Origin of the sequence: Desulfitobacterium hafniense DCB-2, assembly GCF_000021925.1 — a bacterium.
GTDB classification, from domain to species: domain Bacteria; phylum Bacillota; class Desulfitobacteriia; order Desulfitobacteriales; family Desulfitobacteriaceae; genus Desulfitobacterium; species Desulfitobacterium hafniense.
Window position 1 is genome coordinate 2210237 of record NC_011830.1, and the last position, 18119, is coordinate 2228355.

17 protein-coding genes and 1 pseudogene are annotated in these 18119 nt (G+C 51.0%); all 18 read left to right on the plus strand.

Going from position 1 to position 18119, the window contains the following annotated elements; translation table 11 throughout:
• Window positions 1-258 precede the first annotated feature (258 nt).
• Entirely contained in the window at window positions 259-678 is a 420-nt protein-coding gene (locus tag DHAF_RS10185; RefSeq protein ID WP_015943812.1) for a DoxX family protein, read from the plus strand.
• Between the two features lie 27 nt (window positions 679-705).
• Window positions 706-2163, plus strand: coding sequence for an SLC13 family permease (locus DHAF_RS10190; protein ID WP_015943813.1), 1458 nt, complete (start codon window positions 706-708; stop codon window positions 2161-2163).
• Between the two features lie 278 nt (window positions 2164-2441).
• On the plus strand, window positions 2442-2738 hold the full coding sequence (locus tag DHAF_RS10195; protein ID WP_005814039.1) for a UxaA family hydrolase: 297 nt from the start codon (window positions 2442-2444) through the stop codon (window positions 2736-2738).
• Window positions 2728-3882, plus strand: a complete 1155-nt coding sequence (locus DHAF_RS10200) for a UxaA family hydrolase (RefSeq protein ID WP_005814041.1) — start codon at window positions 2728-2730, stop codon at window positions 3880-3882. Before DHAF_RS10195 ends, DHAF_RS10200 begins: the two co-directional genes overlap by 11 nt.
• Window positions 3883-4059: 177 nt before the next feature.
• Window positions 4060-4818, plus strand: coding sequence for a creatininase family protein (locus tag DHAF_RS10205; protein ID WP_015943814.1), 759 nt, complete (start codon window positions 4060-4062; stop codon window positions 4816-4818).
• Between the two features lie 18 nt (window positions 4819-4836).
• Window positions 4837-5193, plus strand: a complete 357-nt coding sequence (locus tag DHAF_RS10210; RefSeq protein WP_005814045.1) for a cupin domain-containing protein — start codon at window positions 4837-4839, stop codon at window positions 5191-5193.
• Window positions 5194-5215: 22 nt separating this feature from the next.
• On the plus strand, window positions 5216-6214 hold the full coding sequence (locus DHAF_RS10215) for a phosphoglycerate dehydrogenase (protein ID WP_049769571.1): 999 nt from the start codon (window positions 5216-5218) through the stop codon (window positions 6212-6214).
• A 20-nt stretch (window positions 6215-6234) separates the two neighbouring features.
• Entirely contained in the window at window positions 6235-7449 is a 1215-nt protein-coding gene (locus DHAF_RS10220; protein ID WP_015943816.1) for a LeuA family protein, read from the plus strand.
• A gap of 19 nt (window positions 7450-7468) precedes the next feature.
• Entirely contained in the window at window positions 7469-9271 is a 1803-nt protein-coding gene (locus tag DHAF_RS10225) for an aldehyde ferredoxin oxidoreductase family protein (RefSeq protein ID WP_015943817.1), read from the plus strand.
• 26 nt (window positions 9272-9297) lie between these two features.
• Entirely contained in the window at window positions 9298-10974 is a 1677-nt protein-coding gene (locus DHAF_RS10230) for an FAD-dependent oxidoreductase (RefSeq protein WP_242659967.1), read from the plus strand.
• Between the two features lie 65 nt (window positions 10975-11039).
• Complete coding sequence (locus DHAF_RS10235; protein ID WP_015943819.1) at window positions 11040-11243, plus strand: 4Fe-4S dicluster domain-containing protein; 204 nt, start codon at window positions 11040-11042, stop codon at window positions 11241-11243.
• A gap of 24 nt (window positions 11244-11267) precedes the next feature.
• Complete coding sequence (locus DHAF_RS10240; protein ID WP_005814055.1) at window positions 11268-12761, plus strand: tripartite tricarboxylate transporter permease; 1494 nt, start codon at window positions 11268-11270, stop codon at window positions 12759-12761.
• Window positions 12761-13321 (plus strand): tripartite tricarboxylate transporter TctB family protein, encoded by a 561-nt coding sequence (locus tag DHAF_RS10245; protein ID WP_005814056.1) that lies wholly within the window; start codon window positions 12761-12763, stop codon window positions 13319-13321. Before DHAF_RS10240 ends, DHAF_RS10245 begins: the two co-directional genes overlap by 1 nt.
• A gap of 129 nt (window positions 13322-13450) precedes the next feature.
• Window positions 13451-14497 (plus strand): Bug family tripartite tricarboxylate transporter substrate binding protein, encoded by a 1047-nt coding sequence (locus tag DHAF_RS10250; protein WP_015943820.1) that lies wholly within the window; start codon window positions 13451-13453, stop codon window positions 14495-14497.
• Window positions 14498-14571: 74 nt separating this feature from the next.
• Window positions 14572-15693 carry an LVIVD repeat-containing protein gene (locus DHAF_RS10255; RefSeq protein WP_011459457.1) on the plus strand — a complete coding sequence of 374 codons (1122 nt, stop codon included), beginning with the start codon at window positions 14572-14574 and terminating at the stop codon, window positions 15691-15693.
• Window positions 15694-15721: 28 nt separating this feature from the next.
• Window positions 15722-16240, plus strand: coding sequence for a 4Fe-4S dicluster domain-containing protein (locus DHAF_RS10260; RefSeq protein WP_005814063.1), 519 nt, complete (start codon window positions 15722-15724; stop codon window positions 16238-16240).
• Window positions 16241-16276: 36 nt separating this feature from the next.
• Window positions 16277-17338, plus strand: a complete 1062-nt coding sequence (locus DHAF_RS10265; RefSeq protein ID WP_005814065.1) for a Gfo/Idh/MocA family protein — start codon at window positions 16277-16279, stop codon at window positions 17336-17338.
• Window positions 17339-17478: 140 nt separating this feature from the next.
• Window positions 17479-18099: pseudogene (locus tag DHAF_RS26850) on the plus strand (ATP-grasp domain-containing protein); the annotation flags it as partial.
• Window positions 18100-18119: the final 20 nt, after the last annotated feature.

An 18119-nucleotide genomic window follows, 5' to 3' on the forward strand; every position in this document is an offset into this window, starting at 1 on the left:
TATATAATATATTATATATGATATATTATATATGATATATTGCGATGAACGATATCCCGGAAAAAAGGTCAGAAGATGGATTTGAATCTTTCTTCGCTAAGAGGAGGGAGGTCTGGGCACAATCGGATCTGTGAAAACGCTCCAAGGCAAATGCACAAGGATTTAAAGCTGAACCGGTATTCGTATTCGTAGTATATCAGGGTAATATGTCAGTATCGACAGAAGGCAAATTGATAAGGAGCAAGGAGGTCGTTTTGCATGTCTGCTTTAGTGCATTTTTTCTCATTTGTACAAGGTTTCTCCGACTTGACCCTGGTGATCGTTCGTATCCTGGCCGCCATCGTCTTTGCCTCCCACGGCTGGTTTAAATCCTTCGGAAAACAAAAATTTCGTGGCTCGGCCGAACGCTTTGCCGAACGCGGCATTCCCTTTCCTTTGCTGGCCTCTTACATCACTTCATGGAGCCAGTTGATTGCGGTGCCGCTTTTAGTGCTGGGCTTTATGACCCAATGGATTGCTTTGCTGCTTGCTCTGGAAATGATCGTTGCTGCATGGGCAAAGTATATGGATACTCATGCAATTTTTGACGGGATGGATTTACCCCTGGGTACTTTAGCCATTTGCCTGGTGCTGTTTGTATTGGGCCCGGGTGCTTATTCGTTGGATGCCTTATTGTAAAAGGCATGGAATGGGAGGTAATGGAAGATGGATAACCTTGATCCTGTTGTGAAAGAGCAAAATGATATAGTTGTAAAAGTACAAAATGATACAAAGACAAAAGTTTATGCATTGATCGGAGCAATTATCCTCGGTATCCTGGTCTGGTTTCTGGGAGAAGGGCTGGGACCCCAAGGGCGCATGGCTTTGGCCCTGACCATGACGGCTATTGTGCTGTGGATTTTTGAGGTCTACCCTGTGGAGATAACCGCTGTTCTTTTAAGCACTTTTTTTGTTTTTACAGGCTCGGCCACCCCGGTGGAAGCATTTTCCGGGTATGGGGACGCCATTGTTTGGTTTATTTTTGCGGCCTTGGTCTTTGGAACGGCGGTTGAGCAGTCCGGTATCGGCAAAAGAATCGCCTGCAGCCTCATGCGTTTTTCAGGAACTTCCTTTAAATCCATGATGGGGATTATTGTTCTGGTCGGTGCTTTGCTGTCATTTCTGACGCCGGCCGGAGTAGAGCGACTTTTAATCATCTATCCCATTGCCATTGGCGTTGCGGCAGTGTTTGTCAAAGGGAATGTGCAGGGGACAAATACAGGAAAACTGGCCATGTCTATAACCTACCTGGCCGGAAATACCTTTGGCTTCGGCATCTTGACAGGAATTGCGGTAAATATCCTCGGGGCGGGAATTATTAAAGAAATGCTGGGGATCGAGATCTTTTGGTCCCAATGGATTCTTTGGTTCGGTGTTCCCACCGTCATTACGACCTTGATCGCTATTTTTGTGGCCTGGAAGCTGTTTCCACCGGAAGACTATGTTTTAACAGCGAAAAAGGAAAATGCCAATCAAGACTTTATGAATTTAGGACCCATGACCATCGTCGAAAAACGGGCTTTGCTGTACTTAGTCATCACCCTGGGGTTATGGGCCACCGACCGCTGGCATCACCTTCCTTCCTGGGGCGTAGCCATATTTTCCGCGGCTTTGTTCTGTGCTCCGGGCTTTGGCGTGATCAGCAAAGAACAATTGAAGAAGATTCAGTTTCCCATCGTTATTTTTTCCGGGGCGGCCATCACCATCGGCACGGTGCTGGGCAAGACGGGAGTGGCGGCCTGGATCGGCAAAGTTTTTCTGGGCTCCTTTATCAGGCCGGATATGAGCACCCAGCTGATGGGGGCCATCACCTATTTGGTTGGCGTTGTCGCTCATATTCCTCTGGTCGAAAGCAAAACAGCGGCGGCAGCCTTTACCCCTGCCGTAGCGGCCTATTTTGACTCCATGCAGCTGCCGGCGCTGGGTCCCACCCTTATGTCCATTATGAGCGCCGATACCGTCGCCTTTTTCCCCTATATGATGATGCCCTTTCTGGCCTTGATGGGGTTGGGCTATTTTACAACCAAAGATTCCATCAAGCTGCTTTCCTCTTACACTTTCGTAGCCATTATCGTGCAGGTGATATCCTGCTTTACCTGGTATCATTGGGTTGGGCTGCTCTAAGAAAACAGAACAACAGGCTGACGGCAGAAGGATTCTGTTCTTATAAAACTTCAAGGTAATCGCTTTTGTGCGGTTACCTTGCTGCATATAAAAGAGACACTTTTAAAAAGAGGCACCTTTTTATAAATTAATCAGAATTTTGGGACGAAACTGGGTTGACAAATGTGAAGAATGGGGTAAACTAATGGTAATACCACATATTATATATTATATACGATATTTAATGTAGGTTTAAACAATGCTCTTGTTTAAATACATCATTTTTAAGGAGGAAGAGTATGGGCAAGCACAAATTCCTGGTGCATGAAGACGGCGATTATGTCGGTGTGGCCATTGAAGACATCAAAGCCGGAGAAGACGTCATGGGAGTAGAGTTGCACTCAGGCAAAAAGTTTCAGGTAACATCCAATCATGACATTCCCCTTGGCCATAAAATCGCCTTAAGGGCAGTCAAAAAAGGAGAAGCTCTCATCAAATACAGTGAGAGCGTCGGCACGGTTATCCAGGATATCAAGATTGGCGATTGGGTACATACCCATAACCTTAAGACTGCGAGGTGGGATTATGGAAACTAAGATTTTAGGGTACCGCAGAGAAAACGGGCGGATTGGGATCCGCAATCATGTCTTGATTATTCCTGTGGATGATTTGTCCAATGCCGTCTGTTTGGCCGTTGAGCATAATATCAGAGGCACGATGGCCGTACCTCATCCCTATGGCCGTTTGCAATTCGGTGCCGATCTGGAACTGCATTTTCAAACGCTGATCGGCACCGGCCGCAACCCTAATGTGGCAGCCGCCATTGTCGTGGGTATTGAACCCAACTGGGCGAAAAAGATTGCCGACGGCATTGCGGAGACAGGCAAACCTGTTGCCTATTTCGGGATTGAAGGATACGGCGACCTCAAAACCATTGAACGGGTTTCCCGCCAAGCTCAGGAGTATGTACAATATGCAACCTCCTTAGAAAAGGTTGAGTGTGAATTAAAAGAGCTCGTCGTCAGCTTCAAATGCGGCGAGTCGGATACGACTACAGGACTGGCCTCAAATCCCACTGCCGGCGTGGTCGGAGACCGTCTGGTTGAGATGGGCGGAACGATTATCTTTGGGGAAACCCCGGAGACAACCGGCGCGGAACATGTACTGGCCAGGCATTTTGCCACCCCGGAACTTGCCGGGAAGTTCCTGAAAGTTCATAAGGATTATCTGGATTTGATTGAATCCAAGGGTGCGGATTTGCTGGGAACCCAGCCCACCCAGGGGAATATTGCCGGCGGCTTGACCACCATTGAAGAAAAGGCTTTCGGCAACATTCAAAAAGCCGGCAAGACACCCATCGTCGGGGTGCTGGCGCCCTGCGAAGAACCCCAGGGTCCCGGCCGCTACTTTATGGATACGTCCTCCGCTGCGGCTGAGTGCATCACCGTCATGATGGCTGCCGGCGCTGTACTCCATATCTTTATTACCGGCCAGGGCAATATTGTCGGCAATCCCATCGAGCCGGTCATCAAAATGTCCGCCAACCCCAATACCTGCAAGCATATGGCGGAACATATCGATGTGGATATCAGCGGGGTCCTGACTTTAGAGTTAAGTCTTGAAGAAGCAGCCGATAAAGTTATGGAATGCCTTGTGAAAACCGCCCGCGGACGCTTAACGGATGCCGAAGCGCTCAATCACAATGAGTTTGTTCTGACCCGTCTTTATCCAAGCGCTTAAGGCTCATTGCCCCTGAAGCGAAAAGTAAAGGGTGCGGGTAGTCCCGCACCCTGCTCCGGGGCCTTCATACCAGATAAGGGCAGTCCAGTGTTACGGCTTTCGGGTATCAGCCGGGGGTTTCTTAGGTGGAACTATGGGAAAAGTCTTAAGAAAAAAATCTTAAATGGAGTGAGAAAAGTGACAAGCGAAACGAACAATTATTTGCTGGAGTTAACCCAGCCGGAAGCGGAAGCGATCCTCAGGCGGTCCCAATTGGCCATAATACCTAACGGCAGTGTGGAACAGCATGGCCCGCACCTTCCCTGCGGCACGGATCATTACTGCATTATGGCCATTGCCCGCAAGGTTGCCTCAGGGCTGGACGGTTTATTGCTTCCCTTCAGTCACACCGGAGTTACGCCATTTCATGCATCTTTTGCCGGAACCCTGACTTTGCGTCAGGAAACTTACGTCAATCTGCTTTTGGACACGGCGGTAAGCGTCATCAACCACGGCGTCCAAAAGATACTTTTTGTCAACTGGCATGAGGGAAATACAACCTCCATCAATTACGCGGCCTCTCAATTGCAGAAAGAATACGGGGTAACCTGTGTTGTTGCTCAGGCCTGCTACATTACGGAACAGCTTTATAAAGGAGAGGCGGATCTGACCCATGCGGGCGCCTTGGAAGTGCTGCCGGTTATGGCCTACCGCCCCGACCTGCTTAAACTGGAGCGGGCGACCAACCCGTCTCCTTATGAGGCGGCCAAAGAAGTAGACGCCTTACGCCGTTCCAAATCGGTTTATCCTATTCTGAAAGATATCCGGCAGATAGCGCCTACCGGCTGGTACGGGGACCTGGATATCGTCAGCGAGGAAAAAGCGGCGGAACTGGTGGAGCGGGTCAGTGGGGAAATCATCACGGCGGCCCAACAAGTATTTGAGCGTATGCAATAGCAGAAAGAGGCAGAAAAGGTGTTTACTTTGGTTAATATTAATGAAGCAAAATTTCAGCAGGCCACAGGAAGAAGGATAGCGGAGCTGGTTTCTGCCGCGGTAACGGGAACAGAAGGGGTCACCTGCCGGGTTGTCGAGGTTCTGCCTGAGCACCAAGGGGGAGCGCGCCAGCCCCATACCCACTGTGATGTGGAAGAAGTGATCTTTGTTTTGGAAGGGCAGGGGAAAATTTGGGTAGAAGAACAGGAAAAAGATATTTTAAAAGATGACTTAATCGTTGTCCCCATGGAAACGGAGCACCGAATCATCAACCCGGGGGGCCAGCGGCTCCGGTTGCTTTGCTTTTTCCCGAAAGCCCGGGTGGAGGTTCCTTAACTCAGATTTGCAGAACCGACTAATGAAGAAACGACTAATGAAGAAAGAAGGATGGGCAGTGGCTCAATACACGGTATTATCAACTTCTCCGACATTTACAAAATATTCGCCTCAAGCTGCCGGCATTTTAGAAAAGAAGGGTTGTCGGCTGGTCATGATTCCTCCCAACGGACTGCGCGAAAGGGAGGACTTTAAAGCTGTTTTGGCTGAAGCTCATGTCTGGGTGGTGGGTATTAACAAAGTATACGCCGAGGACCTGGAAGCCGCCCCCAATCTGAAGCTGATCATCAAACATGGTACCGGTGTGGACAGCATTGACTTAAAAGCGGCTGCCGCCAGGGGAATTACCGTAGCCAACGCCCCCGGGACCAACGCCAATTCAGTTGCCGATCTGGCCTTCGGCTTTATGCTTAGTCTGGCCAGGCAGATTGTTTCGGCGGATAAGCGTACGCGGGACGGCTTCTGGGGCACTGTCATGGGCAAAGATGTTTACGGCAAAACCCTGGGCGTTTTAGGGCTGGGACAGATCGGCAAAGGAGTGATCCGCAGGGCGAGCGGATTTGATATGAACATCTTGGGCTATGACCTGGTCCATCACAGTCAATTTGAAAAGGAATACCGGGTGAGGGCTGCGACTTTGGAGGAAATTATGTCCGAGGCGGATTATATTTCCGTCCATTTGCCCCTCCTGGAGAGCACAAAAAATATCATCGACCGCAGTTTGCTGGAAAAAATGCGCCCCACAGCCTTTCTCATCAATACCAGCAGAGGAGGCGTGGTTGACGAAACAGCCCTCTATGATCTGCTGAAGGAAAAAAGGATAGCGGGAGCCGCTTTGGATGTCTTTGCCACAGAGCCGCCCCGGCAGTCACCGTTTTTTGAATTGGACAATGTTATTGTAGCGCCGCATATGGGCGCCTATACAGAAGGGGCAATGGGAGCCGTCAGTGAAATCTTGGCGGAGAGCATTGTCCGGGTTTTGGCAGGAAAAGAACCACTATCGGTCATTAAGACGAACTAAAAAGCAAAGGAGGGACTCCGGTGAACGGAAAGTGGTGGACGAAGGATTGGTGGGTAAGCGAATACAATTACCACGAAGAAGTAGTCAAGGATTTGCACCTTCCCCAAAAGATTGAGATACACGACGCGACGCTGCGGGATGGGGAACAGACTCCCGGCGTGGTGTTCAGCAAAGAGGATAAAGTAAGAATTGCCGAATTGCTGGCCGAAGTGGGAGTTGAGCGGATTGAAGCCGGCATGCCGGCGGTATCCAAAGATGATGCCCAAGCGATTGAGGAGATCGCCAAACGCAATTTGGGACCCAAGATTATGGTATTCTGCCGGGCGATGCGGGAGGATGTGGATCGGGCCGTGGATTGCGGAGCAGATGGGATCGTTCTGGAAGCGCCCAGCGGCTATCCGAAGCTTAAATATCAATTTGCCAGTAAGTGGACGGAAGAAAGCCTGACCGAAGCCGTCGTCAATACCATCAATTACGCCAAGGAAAAGGGGCTGTTTGTCAACTATTTCCCCTTTGATACGACCAGAGCGGAACTTCCTTTTCTCAAGCGGCTTCTGACCAATGTAACAACTCAAGCCAAACCGGATTCGGTAACGGTGGTCGATACCACAGGTTCGATCACTCCCACCGCCATGCGTTTTCTGGTCAGGCAGGTCAGGGAAACCATCGCTCTGCCCCTGGAAGTTCATACCCACAACGATTTCGGGCTGGGCACAGCCACGACCTTCGCCGCGGTGGAGGAAGGTGTGCAGGTCGTGCACAGCTGCATCAACGGTTTGGGTGAGCGGACCGGCAATACTGCTCTGGAAGAGATAGCTCTGGGCTTAAAGCTGCTCTATGGCATAGAGCTGCCCAAATTCAACTTCCAGAAACTGAGTGAGCTTTCCCAGGAAGTGCAAAGGATGTCCGGCAAGACCCTGGCCCAAAACAAGCCGGTGGTCGGGCTGCTGCCTTTTACCCGGGAGATTGGCTTGGGAATGAAAGTTCTGGAAGATTACCCGACGGCTGTTTTCCCTTTTATGCCGGATTTTGTGGGTCAAAAAATGAAAATCGTCATGGGCAAGAAAAGCGGCAAGGAATCCGTTCTGATGAAGCTTGAGGCGGCAGGGTTAAAGGCCAATGAAGAGCAGGTACAGGAAATTGTTGCGCGCACCAAAGCTGCCGGGATCGCCAAACGCAACTGGCTTGAAGACGAGGAGTTCTTGGTGATCGCACGTCAGGTATTGGACCGTTAAAGTCTTCAGGAGGATGGATATGGTTTTTACGCACCGGATCATGGAAGTGAATCTGACCACACAAACCCATGGACAATATGCCATAGATCCGAAGTGGGCCCGGGATTTTATTGGCGGGCGCGGCTTGGGAATCCGCTTGCTGTGGGAGAGGACACCTAAGGGAATCGATCCTTTGGCACCGGAAGCCGAGCTCTATTTGTTAACCGGGCCTCTTACCGGCATAGCGCCCGGGGGAGCCCATACCTGCCTCGTGTTCAAGTCCCCTCAGACCAACACCCTGAATTACTCGATCACCGGAGCACAGTGGGGTCAGGAACTCCGAGCGGCGGGGTGGGAAGGTCTGATGATCACCGGCAGATCGGAAAGACCGGTCTATCTTCTGATCGAAGACGGTGCCGTTCAGTTCCGGGATGCCTCACACCTATGGGGACTGACCACCTTCGCAGCGGAAAGACAGTTAAGAGAAGAACTGAAAGACAGCCGGGTGAGGATACTGAACATCGGCCCCGCGGGAGAGGAGATGATTCCTTATGCTTCAATACAGCAGGAGATGTTTCGTTCGGCCGCCAGGGGCGGCAGCGGGGCGGTCTGGGGGTCGAAGAATTTAAAGGCGGTTGCCGTGAGGGGAACCATGGCCCTTCCTGTACATAATCCGTCCCAGGCCATTCCGATTAGAAATGAAATGGAAAAAATACTCAAAGACAGCCGGACAACCATAAGGCGCACCTATGATCTGATGCGCTGGGGGGGCAGCATGACCAATATGCCCCATTCTGATGAAGGGCATCTGGATGTGGCCAATTACCGGGAAGGACATTGGCCGGAGATCAACAAGATCGGCGGACTGGCCTACGAAAGGCTGTGCCGCGCCAGATCGAGGGGGTGTTTTGGCTGCCCAATGGGCTGTATGCCTTTGGGCGTGGTGCGGGAAGGGGAATTTTCAGGAAATGTGGTCTGCCCGGATCTTGAAGCAGCGGCTACCATGGGGTCGGGAATTCTGGTCAATGATTTGAATGCTATGGTATACCTGACGCGCTGGGCGGACGAGTATGGCTTTGACAGTACCTCTCTCGGCAACATCACCGGCTTTGCTATGGAGTGTTATGAAAACGGGTTGCTTCCTGAGGCAGAACTTGAGGGGATTGATCTCAGCTGGGGGAATGTGGAAGGCGTCCTTGCTCTTTGGAACAAGATTCTTAAGCGGGAAGGCATCGGAGCCCTCTTCGCGGAAGGGGTAAAAAAGGCTGCCGCAAAGATCGGCGGCGGCTCCGAGCATTATGCCATGCAGGTGAAGGGACGTGAATTTGCCTGTTTTACACCCCAGGCCGATCATAAGCAGGGGTTGCAATATGCCGTTTCCGATAAGGGGCCTGCCCATCATTTCGGAGGAAAAGCGGATCATACCCAACAGCGGACCTGGGCAGACCTGTTGACGGCCTGCACCTGGCAAAGGCGGATGATTAAACCGGAGGTTTATCTGAAGCTGCTGAATGCCGTGACGGACTGGCAGTTGCAGGCCGGGGACTGGCCATTGACCGCTAGGCGGATTTTGCTGCTGGCCCGGGCTTATAACATTCGGGAAGGGTTGCTTCCTTTACGTGACGATGTCCCGCCGGAAAGAGTTCACGTGGACAAACTGACTACGGGGATTGGAGCAGGCCAGGTATACCCGCGGGAGCAGTTTTCCATGGACAGAAAAGCATGGTATGGAGAGCTGGGCTGTGATGCCGGAGGATTTCCGACCCCGGAGGCCCTTAAGGAGCACGGGCTGGAGTTTGCCGTACCTGTTGTGGAGAGTTCCCGCCGGGACTCGGTCCAATGATGTATTGAAAGGTAACTAAGGGGAGAATGAGTGTGAAGAATGAATGCTGGATTAAAACAGATGTTTTAGTGGTAGGGGGCGGTTCGGCAGGGACAATGGCAGCCCTGGAGGCGCGCAAGACCAGTCAGGAAGTGGCCCTGGTGGACAAGGGCGGAATTTATCGCAGCGGCTGTGGCGCGGCGGGGAACGATCACTTTCTGGCAGTCCTGGAGTCCGGTCCGGATTGGGATACCCCTGAGGTTTTTCTCCAATGGTATAAGCGTCTTACCCAGGGCCTGAGCGACATTAAGATTGCGGACAAGGTTTTTGTGCGAAGGATCAAATCCCTGGTCAAAGAATTGGAAGAAATGGGAATTCCCATGAAAGATCCCGGACATAAAGAGTATATCCGCACCCGCTCCTTTGCCCAGCCGGGAGATTATTTTATCAATTTTGACGGACGAGCCTTGAAACCGATGATTTCCAAGAGAGCAGAGCAGGCCGGGGTAAAGCTTTATGCTCAAATCGCTATAACCGATCTGTTGGTAAAGAAAGGCAAGGCGGTGGGGGCGGTTGGTTTTCACATCAGAACGGGAGATTTTTATGTGTTTCAGGCCAAAGTGGTTGTTCTGGCCACAGGCAATGCGACCAGAATGTATGAAAATCCGTCGGGAATGGCCTTCAATACCTGGCATAGTCCGTACAATACCGGGACCGCCCAGGCGATGACCCTACGGGCGGGCGGCGAGGTAAAAAATCTTGAATTTGTCAACTATACGATTACGCCGAAGAATTTCAGCGCTTCCGCCTTGAACGCTGTGGTCGGGATGGGGGGACACCTGGTTAATGCCAAGGGCGAGCGCTACGTCTTTACATACCACGAAAAAGGGGAGCAGGGACCCCGCTGGGCCATGCCATGGGGGACTTATATAGAGGAGCAGGAAGGCCGGGGGCCATGCTATTTTGATGTCAGGCATCTTTCGGAAAAGGATAAAAAGCACCTGCTTGAGCATCTGCTGCCCGTGGATAAGAATACCTTCATGGATTATTGTGAACAAAAGGGCATCGACCCTGGTGTGGACCTGATGGAAATACAAATCAGCGAAGGGCAGCATCCTGCCTTCCTGGGTTCGGTCAGCGGAATTTTCGTGGATGAGTGCTGCCGCACAACCCTGCCCGGCCTTTTCGCCGGCGGGGCCTGCGCCGTAGGAATCGGCAGTTTGGCCGGCTCCATGTGCTTCGGGCAATCGGCAGGGGCCGAGGCCGCTCAGTACGCGCTGCAGAACAGGAAAGGGGCCGAACCTTCCCCGGAACAGATTGCCGAATTAAAACAAACCGTCTACGCCCCTTATCAAAGCAGGGGAGATTACACCTATCAGGAAGCGGAAGACAAGCTGCGTCAGATTATGAGCGATTATCTCAGCATCAACCGGTCGGCGGAAGGTCTGAAAACCGGCTGGCAGGAATTGAATAAGCTGCAGGAAACCTTCGGTCTGGTTAAAGCAGAGAATGGACACGATCTGATGAGAATTCATGAGCTGAGAGATCTTCTTTTAATCAGCAAGGGTATTGCTTTCGGGGCCCTGACCAGGACAGAAAGCCGTTTTGGCTTGTCACATTATCGCCGCGATTATCCGGAGACCCGGGCGGAGTGGCATAAGTCAACTCACCTGACCTGCCGGGACGGAGAGCTGCAGGTTCATTATGTTCCCGCCGACAGCTGACTTCCGGAAGAGACTTGTTTCATTGATCTGTTTCATTGAGTTACGCCCAGAGAGGAGGGTGCAGGGTGCAGCCAGTTAAAATCGACTATATCCGTTGCAATGGGTGTGGTCTTTGTGAAAAGAATTGCCCGGGAGATCTGATTTTTATGGATGAAAGGACAAAAATGCCGGTAGTTAGATATCCGGAAGAATGCTGGTTATGTGGAGCCTGTCGCATGGATTGTCCTAAAGATTGCATTAAGATTGTGTTCCCTTTAGTTGCCTTATAAGAAGAATAGAAAAGGAGGGATGTTATGTTACAGGCTTCACTGGACGGGCTTTTATCACTTTTTACATTTCAAGCCATGCTGTATATGACAATCGGGGTGGCGTTCGGATTGGTGATCGGCTTTCTGCCGGGGCTCGGCGGGATTGTGGCCATGGCGTTGCTCCTGCCGTTTACCTTCGGGCTGGAACCTACGGCAGCTTTGGCCCTGCTGTTGGGAGCACACATCGCAACAATTTTCGGGAGTTCAATCAGCGGGATTTTATTTAATGTTCCGGGTGCCGCCAAAAGTGTGACGATCTGTTTTGACGGCTATCCCATGTCCCAAAGGGGTGAAGGTTCCCGGGCCTTAGGAGCGGCAGCGATGGCTTCCCTGCTCGGCGGAATTATCGGAGCGGTTTTTCTGACCTTTTCCCTGCCCTTTATGAGGGCCGTTATGCTGGCCCTGGGCCCTTCGGAATATTTCATGATGGCGGTGTGGGGGCTTACCATCATTGCCATCTTCAGTGAGGGTTCCGTGCTCAAAGGATTGGTCGCCGCCGGCCTGGGACTTTTGATTTCCTTTATAGGAATGGACCCTGTGACGAGCACCGCCAGATATACCTTTGACCTGCTCTTTTTGCTCGACGGAATCGACTTTTCAGTAGCGGTAATCGGCTTGTTCGCGGTGTCGCAGATGATTAAGCTCTATGTTAAAGGTGAAACCATCGCCCAGCTGTCCACCGTGGAAAATAAATGTACGGTCTGGGACGGGGTTAAAGACGTTTTCAGGCACTGGCGCTTAGTCATTTCATCAAGCATCCTGGGGCTTTTTATTGGCGTACTGCCGGGGGTCGGCGCCAGTGTAGGGGGTATAGCGGCTTATGGACAAGCGGTGCAAACATCCAAGCATCCGGAAAAGTTCGGTACCGGCATGGTTGAAGGCGTTATTGCCCCGGAAGCCACCAATGCAGCCAACGAGGGCGGGGGCTTGATCCCCACTCTGGGGTTCGGTGTGCCGGGGGGAGAGAGCATGACCATTCTTCTGTCCGCCTTTCTTACCATGGGTATTCAACCGGGCCGGGAATTGCTGACCACGAATTTAAGCGTCGTTTTTGCGATGGTTTGGATTATCGTTTTTGCCAATATTTTAACGACGGGAGTAGGTTTGGGGATAGCGCAAAAGTTAACCAAATTGACGATGCTTCCCCACAATATCCTGATCCCGGTGATTCTGGCCGTTTGCTTCATAGGGGCATACTCGATCCGGGGAAGGTTTGGGGATGTAGTTGTTACTGCGGTTTTCGGGGTTATCGGTTATTTCCTGGATAAGTACAAGTATTCAAGAGCGGATCTGGTGATTGGGATGGTTCTCGGCATGATGATAGAGCGCTATATGCATATATCTCTCACCCTTTATGGAAACACCTTCTTTATTACCAGACCGGTCACATTTATCATGCTGCTTATCATTATCGTTACAACCGCCTACCCGTTTATTAAGCGGTGGCGGAAATCAGCTACGACAGGAGGGGCAAGCTGATGAGCAATCTGAAAGTGAGTAAGCGGGCAGTGAGTCAAAGGACACAGGAAAATATTGTAGCGATTATCTTGTTCCTGATATTTGTTGGCTTTCTGGTGGTGTCCTTTGATTATGGATCAAGGGCCAGGATGATACCGGTACCCGTGGCGATTGCATCGTTGTTCTTGATCCTGCTCCAGTTCATCATCCAGAATACGAATACAAAACTCGATTTGAATGTCAATCCGGCCGATTTATTCAAATCTTCTCAAAGCGGGATAACAATTGAAGACGAGAAAAAGGAAACCATTGGGGTAACGGGCGGGAAGAAGCAGGCCGGAGGTTCACAATGGGTGGCGTTATCCTGGCTGGTGATCATCTTGCTCCTGATTCTTCTGATTGGGCTTATACCGGCGATGTGCGTGTTTGTCCTCGGATATCTCCTCTTGATTACTAAGATGAAGTGGCATGTCGCGGCGTGTTTCGCCGCTATAAACACAATCGTGCTGTATGTATTGTTTGTTCTGCTTTTGCAGCGGGAGATGTACGAGGGTTTGCTGCTGACATTGTTATTCCGATAGGGAGGTGATCAGACGGGATTGAATCGAAAGCTTGCCTGTGGGAAGGGATATCCGGGTGAAAAAAGGTTCAGTGTGGGGAATGATCTTCATCAAAGAATCCAAGAGTAAAATTTAGGAGGGTCAAGAGCGATGCTAAAAAGATCTAAATGGTTTGTAGTGTTCATGGTTGTGGCGTTGTTAGTCAGCAGTATTGCAGGCTGCAGCAGTTCTGCCGGTTCCACAGCTCCTGCGGGAGGAGAGAAACTTTTTTATGAGGGAAAAACGATTACTCTGATTGTACCTAACACTGCCGGCAAGGGAATGGATACCTACGCCAGGATGATTGTCCCATATATTCAGAAATATTCCGGGGCAAAAAATATTATTGTCAAGAATATTACAGGTGCCGGCGGGGTTATCGGTATTAACGATCTATGGAACGCCAAACCTGACGGGTTGACCATTGCTTTTACCAGTATACCTACAATTATTTTATCCCAGCTTTCCGAGGGTGAAGGGGTGAAGTATGACGCAACTCAATTCACTTATCTCGGAAGAGCCTCCACTGAGGCGAGGATACTGACGGTTGGGGGAAACAGCAGTATTAAAAGCATAGAGGATATAGCTGACTTAGGACGTGACTTTAAGTTCCCTACTCAAGGTACGGATGAAGACTTTTTCACCATGGCGGTCATCGCCAATAGTCTTGGCTTCGGGCTTAAAGCAATCACTGGTTACGAAGGGAATGCCGATACGGCCCTGGCCGTGGTCAAAGGGGACGGCGACGGACATATCACAGCCGCTATGGATGCAGTCACCATGATTAAAGAAGGAGATAAGCGCCCTATCCTGATTATTGCGCCGGAAAGAATGCCGGAGTACCCGGAGGTGCCGACAGCCCTTGAAGCGGTTCAAGATGAAACAGGGAAGGCGTCCTTGCAGGCAATCGTCAATATGCTCGAGATGCACAGAAGTTTCTTTGGACCGCCCAATATGGATGAAGAAGCTACCATAGCCTTACGGGAAGCAATCTTCCAGGCCTTAAACGATCCGGAATTGCAGGCTAAGGCGGAACAGACCGGATTGCCCATCGTACCCCTGAAGGGCGATGAAGAACAGGGTAAGGTGGAGATTATTGCCGAAGCCGGCAAAAATATTGTACCCATCTTAAAAGCCGCTGTTGAGGCAACAAAATAAGGGTACAGTATTGGGACATTACAAACTTATAAAGCCAAGGGCCAGGTTGAAAGCAAAGGCAGGGGGGACTGAACATGGCGCTTAAACTGATAGGACAAAACAGCCTTCAGGGGCATGGCAAAACCATGCAGGTTATGAAATACAAAGACTATTTGTACGTGGGAAACATGGTTCCAGGGATCGGTACCATCATTGTCGATGTTACCAATCCTTCTCTTCCCCTGGTGTGCGGGGAAATGCCGGCTTACAAAAACGCTCTTTGCTCAAAAGTCCAAATTGTGGATGACCTGATGATTATCAACTATGAATGCCGTACGGGGAAACCTGCCGAAAGGCTCGGATTTTCAATCTATAGTCTGCAGGACCCGAAAAACCCGCGGGAGATTGCCTATTACCATGTGGGCGGACAAGGGGTTCACCGCACCTGGTATAGCGGGGAGGAGCCTTATATCTTTGTCACGGCGGTGCCGGAAGGGTTCAGTGACCGGATGCTGCTGATTGTGGATATCAAGGATCCGGCCCATCCCCAAGAGGTCGGGCGTTGGTGGTATCCGGGCCTGTGGACGGCAGGGGGAGAAAAGCCGGATCAACCCCAGGGACTGAAGTACAAGCTCCATCATGCCATGGTGCACAAGGACCGGGCTTATTTGGGGATGTGGGATGCCGGAATGTATATTTTGGATATATCCCAAATCTCAAATCCGCAAGTGGCGGGCAGCATCAATTGGGGTCCGGAAAGGGGAGGGCATACCCACACAGGGCTTCCGCTTCCCCGGCGCAATCTGCTTGTGGTAACGGATGAGGCGAAAGGACTGCCCGGGGAAGAATCTCTGAAGGCTGTCAGAATCCTGGACATCAAAGATGATAAGAACCCCAGGGTGCTGTCCGAGTTCTATGTGGAGAATGAAGATTATGGGAGATACGGGCCCCGGTTCGGACCGCATAATCTTCATGAAAACCGCCCCGGTTCCTGGCAAAGCGATGAAATAATTTTTGTTACCTGGTTTGGCGGCGGGTTAAGAGTTGTCGATATCAGCGACCCCTGCCGGCCTAAGGAGATGGATCGGCTCATACCGCCGCCGGTTGCCGGTATGCCTCCCACTCAGGTCAATGATGTCTTTGTCGGTCAAAACGGTTTGCTTTATTTAACAGACAGGGCCGGCAGCGGCATCATGATTGCCGAGTTTACCGGTTAAATAACTTTGGACAACGGGGGTAAGAAGAATGCCGAAACAGTTGCACATACGCTACGATCTTTGTACAGGGTGCAGGGCTTGTGAATTGGCTTGTGCGTTAAAAAAGGAAGCAGCCTTTTGGACGGAAACAGCCTCGATCAGAGTTCGGCAGGTTGGAACGGGGCCCCTTGATATTCCGGTTTTTTGCCACCAGTGTTCGGATCATCCCTGTGTTCAGGCTTGCCCGGCTGCGGATAAGGCCTTGTGGGCGGACGAGGAAGGCATTGTCAGAGTTCAAGAAGGGTTTTGCTTCAGGAGCCGGGGTATTGATTGTCAGAGATGCAGAAGGGCCTGCCCGGGTAATTCTATCGCCTATCATCCGGTATCCAACCTGCCCATGTTCTGCGACCGCTGCGGGGGGGAGCCGGAGTGCGCGAGAGTTTGCGCTTCCGGTGCGCTGGCAGTTACCAATAACGAAAGTTTTGACGGCAAGCATTATGCGCTGCCGGAAGAGCAGATCGTCAATGACCTTTATCTGAGATTATATGGAACAAGAATAGTAAGATAAGACAAAATTCAATGTGAAATTTAAGGAGGTCCTTTTATGTACAATCCAGTTGGAGTTGCGGCAATCGGTTTAGGACGGTGGGCCTATGTTATGGCCGATGCCTATACGAAGAGTGAAAAATTAAAGCTTGTTACCTGTTATTCCCGGACAGAAGACAAAAGGGAGAAGTTCGGCAAACGCTATAACTGCGCCGGTGACGCCACTATGGAAGCCCTGCTGGCCCGTGAAGATGTAGAGATGGTCATCATAACGGTTCCCAACGACAAGCATGCCGAAGTGATTGAGCAGTGTGCCCGCTCCGGCAAACATATCTATGTGGAAAAGCCGATTTCCGTATCCCTGGATCATGCCCAACGTATTGATCAAGTCATTAAAGAAACAGGCGTTAAGTTTCTCTGCGGTCACAGTTCCCGCCGCTTAGGCGCTTTGCGCAAAATGAAAGAGATGATTGATACCAAGGAAATCGGCGAAGTATCTTCCATTGAAGCCGTTTTCTCCAATGAACGGGGTCTGGAGCTGAAAAAAGGGAACTGGCGGGGAGAGCCCGCCACGGCACCCGGCGGTCCCCTCACCCAGCTGGGGGTTCACCAGATTGATAATCTGCAATTTCTGCTGGGACCGGTGGCCAGAGTCTTTAACTTCGGGAAACCAATGTATACCGAGGTGGAAAATATCACGGTAAATCAAACCCTGCTGGAGTTTGAAGATGGAAAACAGGCTTATTTAGGAACTAATTGGGCCTGCCCGGGCGTCTTCTCCATCAATGTTTACGGCACCAAGGCCAACCTGTTTTATCAGCTGGATTTCAGCTGGTGGAGCAATTCGGATGTCACCGACGAGCACTCAACCCTGATCAAACGGGAATTCGCCAGCATGAGCGATGATCCCGACAATCGGATTCTGCGGGATGTCAAAGTGGATTTCGAGTCGGTGGATCATTTGCGAGTGGAAGTGGAAGAAGTTGCGGACGTTATCCGCAACGGGGGAGAGACCGAGATCGGTGCGGAAGCCTCCCTGCGGAATTTAGCGGTGGTTTTGGCTGCGGTAAAATCCGTTCACGAGAAAAGGCCGGTAGAAATTGCGGAGATAATCGGTTAAGGCCGGACACGGACCAAGAAAGGGAACGGCTTCGTTCCCCTTCTTACATATAAACGCAGTTATATAAATGCAGAGCTATAAATGTAAAGTTATAAGTGCAAAGTGTCCGGTAGAGTTAAGGATCCGCAGAAGGGGAGAAAACGATGTACCTTTATGAATATGAAGCCAAAGAGGTTTTTAGTAAGTATGGCATACCCCTTGGGCAAAACGGCATAGCTACCAACCCTGCTGAAGCCGGAATGATCTGTGCCGGAATCGGCAAACCGGTTGTAGTAAAAGCGCAGGTCATGGCAGGCGGGCGTGGCAAAGCGGGATTAATTCTTCCGGCAGCTGACCCTGAAGCAGCCGCAAAGGCAGCGGCCCAAATTTTGGGCAAGGAGCACCATGGCGAGCAAGTCAAAAAGCTGTTGATAGAAGAGCAGATTGAGATTGCCCGGGAGGTTTATGCCAGCATTACCATGGACTTTACTGAAGGGAAACCCGTTATGATGGTATCGGCCCAAGGCGGGATGGAAATTGAGAGCTTGGCGGCAGCCAACCCGGAGCTGCTGATCAAAGAGCATATCGATCCCTGGCGGGAGGTGTTCGGCCACCGGTTAAGGGATTTGTGGCGCAGAGCAGGCTTTCGCGGCGGACAGGTTGTTGAATTGGAGAATATTTTAGGCAGGCTGGTAAGGGTTTTTCTGGAAACGGACGCTCTGACCGCAGAAATAAATCCGCTGGTGATGACACAGGAGGGAAAGATCATAGCGGCGGATGCCAAATTGATCCTGGACGATGA

Excerpts from the sequence above, each read along its gene's own strand:
- DHAF_RS10185 (WP_015943812.1), top strand. The coding sequence starts at position 259 with ATGTCTGCTTTAGTGCATTTTTTCTCATTTGTACAAGGTTTCTCCGAC.
- DHAF_RS10190 (WP_015943813.1), top strand. The coding sequence starts at position 706 with ATGGATAACCTTGATCCTGTTGTGAAAGAGCAAAATGATATAGTTGTA.
- DHAF_RS10195 (WP_005814039.1), top strand. The coding sequence starts at position 2,442 with ATGGGCAAGCACAAATTCCTGGTGCATGAAGACGGCGATTATGTCGGT.
- DHAF_RS10200 (WP_005814041.1), top strand. The coding sequence starts at position 2,728 with ATGGAAACTAAGATTTTAGGGTACCGCAGAGAAAACGGGCGGATTGGG.
- DHAF_RS10215 (WP_049769571.1), top strand. The coding sequence starts at position 5,216 with ATGAAGAAACGACTAATGAAGAAAGAAGGATGGGCAGTGGCTCAATAC.
- DHAF_RS10225 (WP_015943817.1), top strand. The coding sequence starts at position 7,469 with ATGGTTTTTACGCACCGGATCATGGAAGTGAATCTGACCACACAAACC.
- DHAF_RS10230 (WP_242659967.1), top strand. The coding sequence starts at position 9,298 with ATGAGTGTGAAGAATGAATGCTGGATTAAAACAGATGTTTTAGTGGTA.
- DHAF_RS10240 (WP_005814055.1), top strand. The coding sequence starts at position 11,268 with ATGTTACAGGCTTCACTGGACGGGCTTTTATCACTTTTTACATTTCAA.
- DHAF_RS10245 (WP_005814056.1), top strand. The coding sequence starts at position 12,761 with ATGAGCAATCTGAAAGTGAGTAAGCGGGCAGTGAGTCAAAGGACACAG.
- DHAF_RS10250 (WP_015943820.1), top strand. The coding sequence starts at position 13,451 with ATGCTAAAAAGATCTAAATGGTTTGTAGTGTTCATGGTTGTGGCGTTG.
- DHAF_RS10255 (WP_011459457.1), top strand. The coding sequence starts at position 14,572 with ATGGCGCTTAAACTGATAGGACAAAACAGCCTTCAGGGGCATGGCAAA.
- DHAF_RS10260 (WP_005814063.1), top strand. The coding sequence starts at position 15,722 with ATGCCGAAACAGTTGCACATACGCTACGATCTTTGTACAGGGTGCAGG.
- DHAF_RS10265 (WP_005814065.1), top strand. The coding sequence starts at position 16,277 with ATGTACAATCCAGTTGGAGTTGCGGCAATCGGTTTAGGACGGTGGGCC.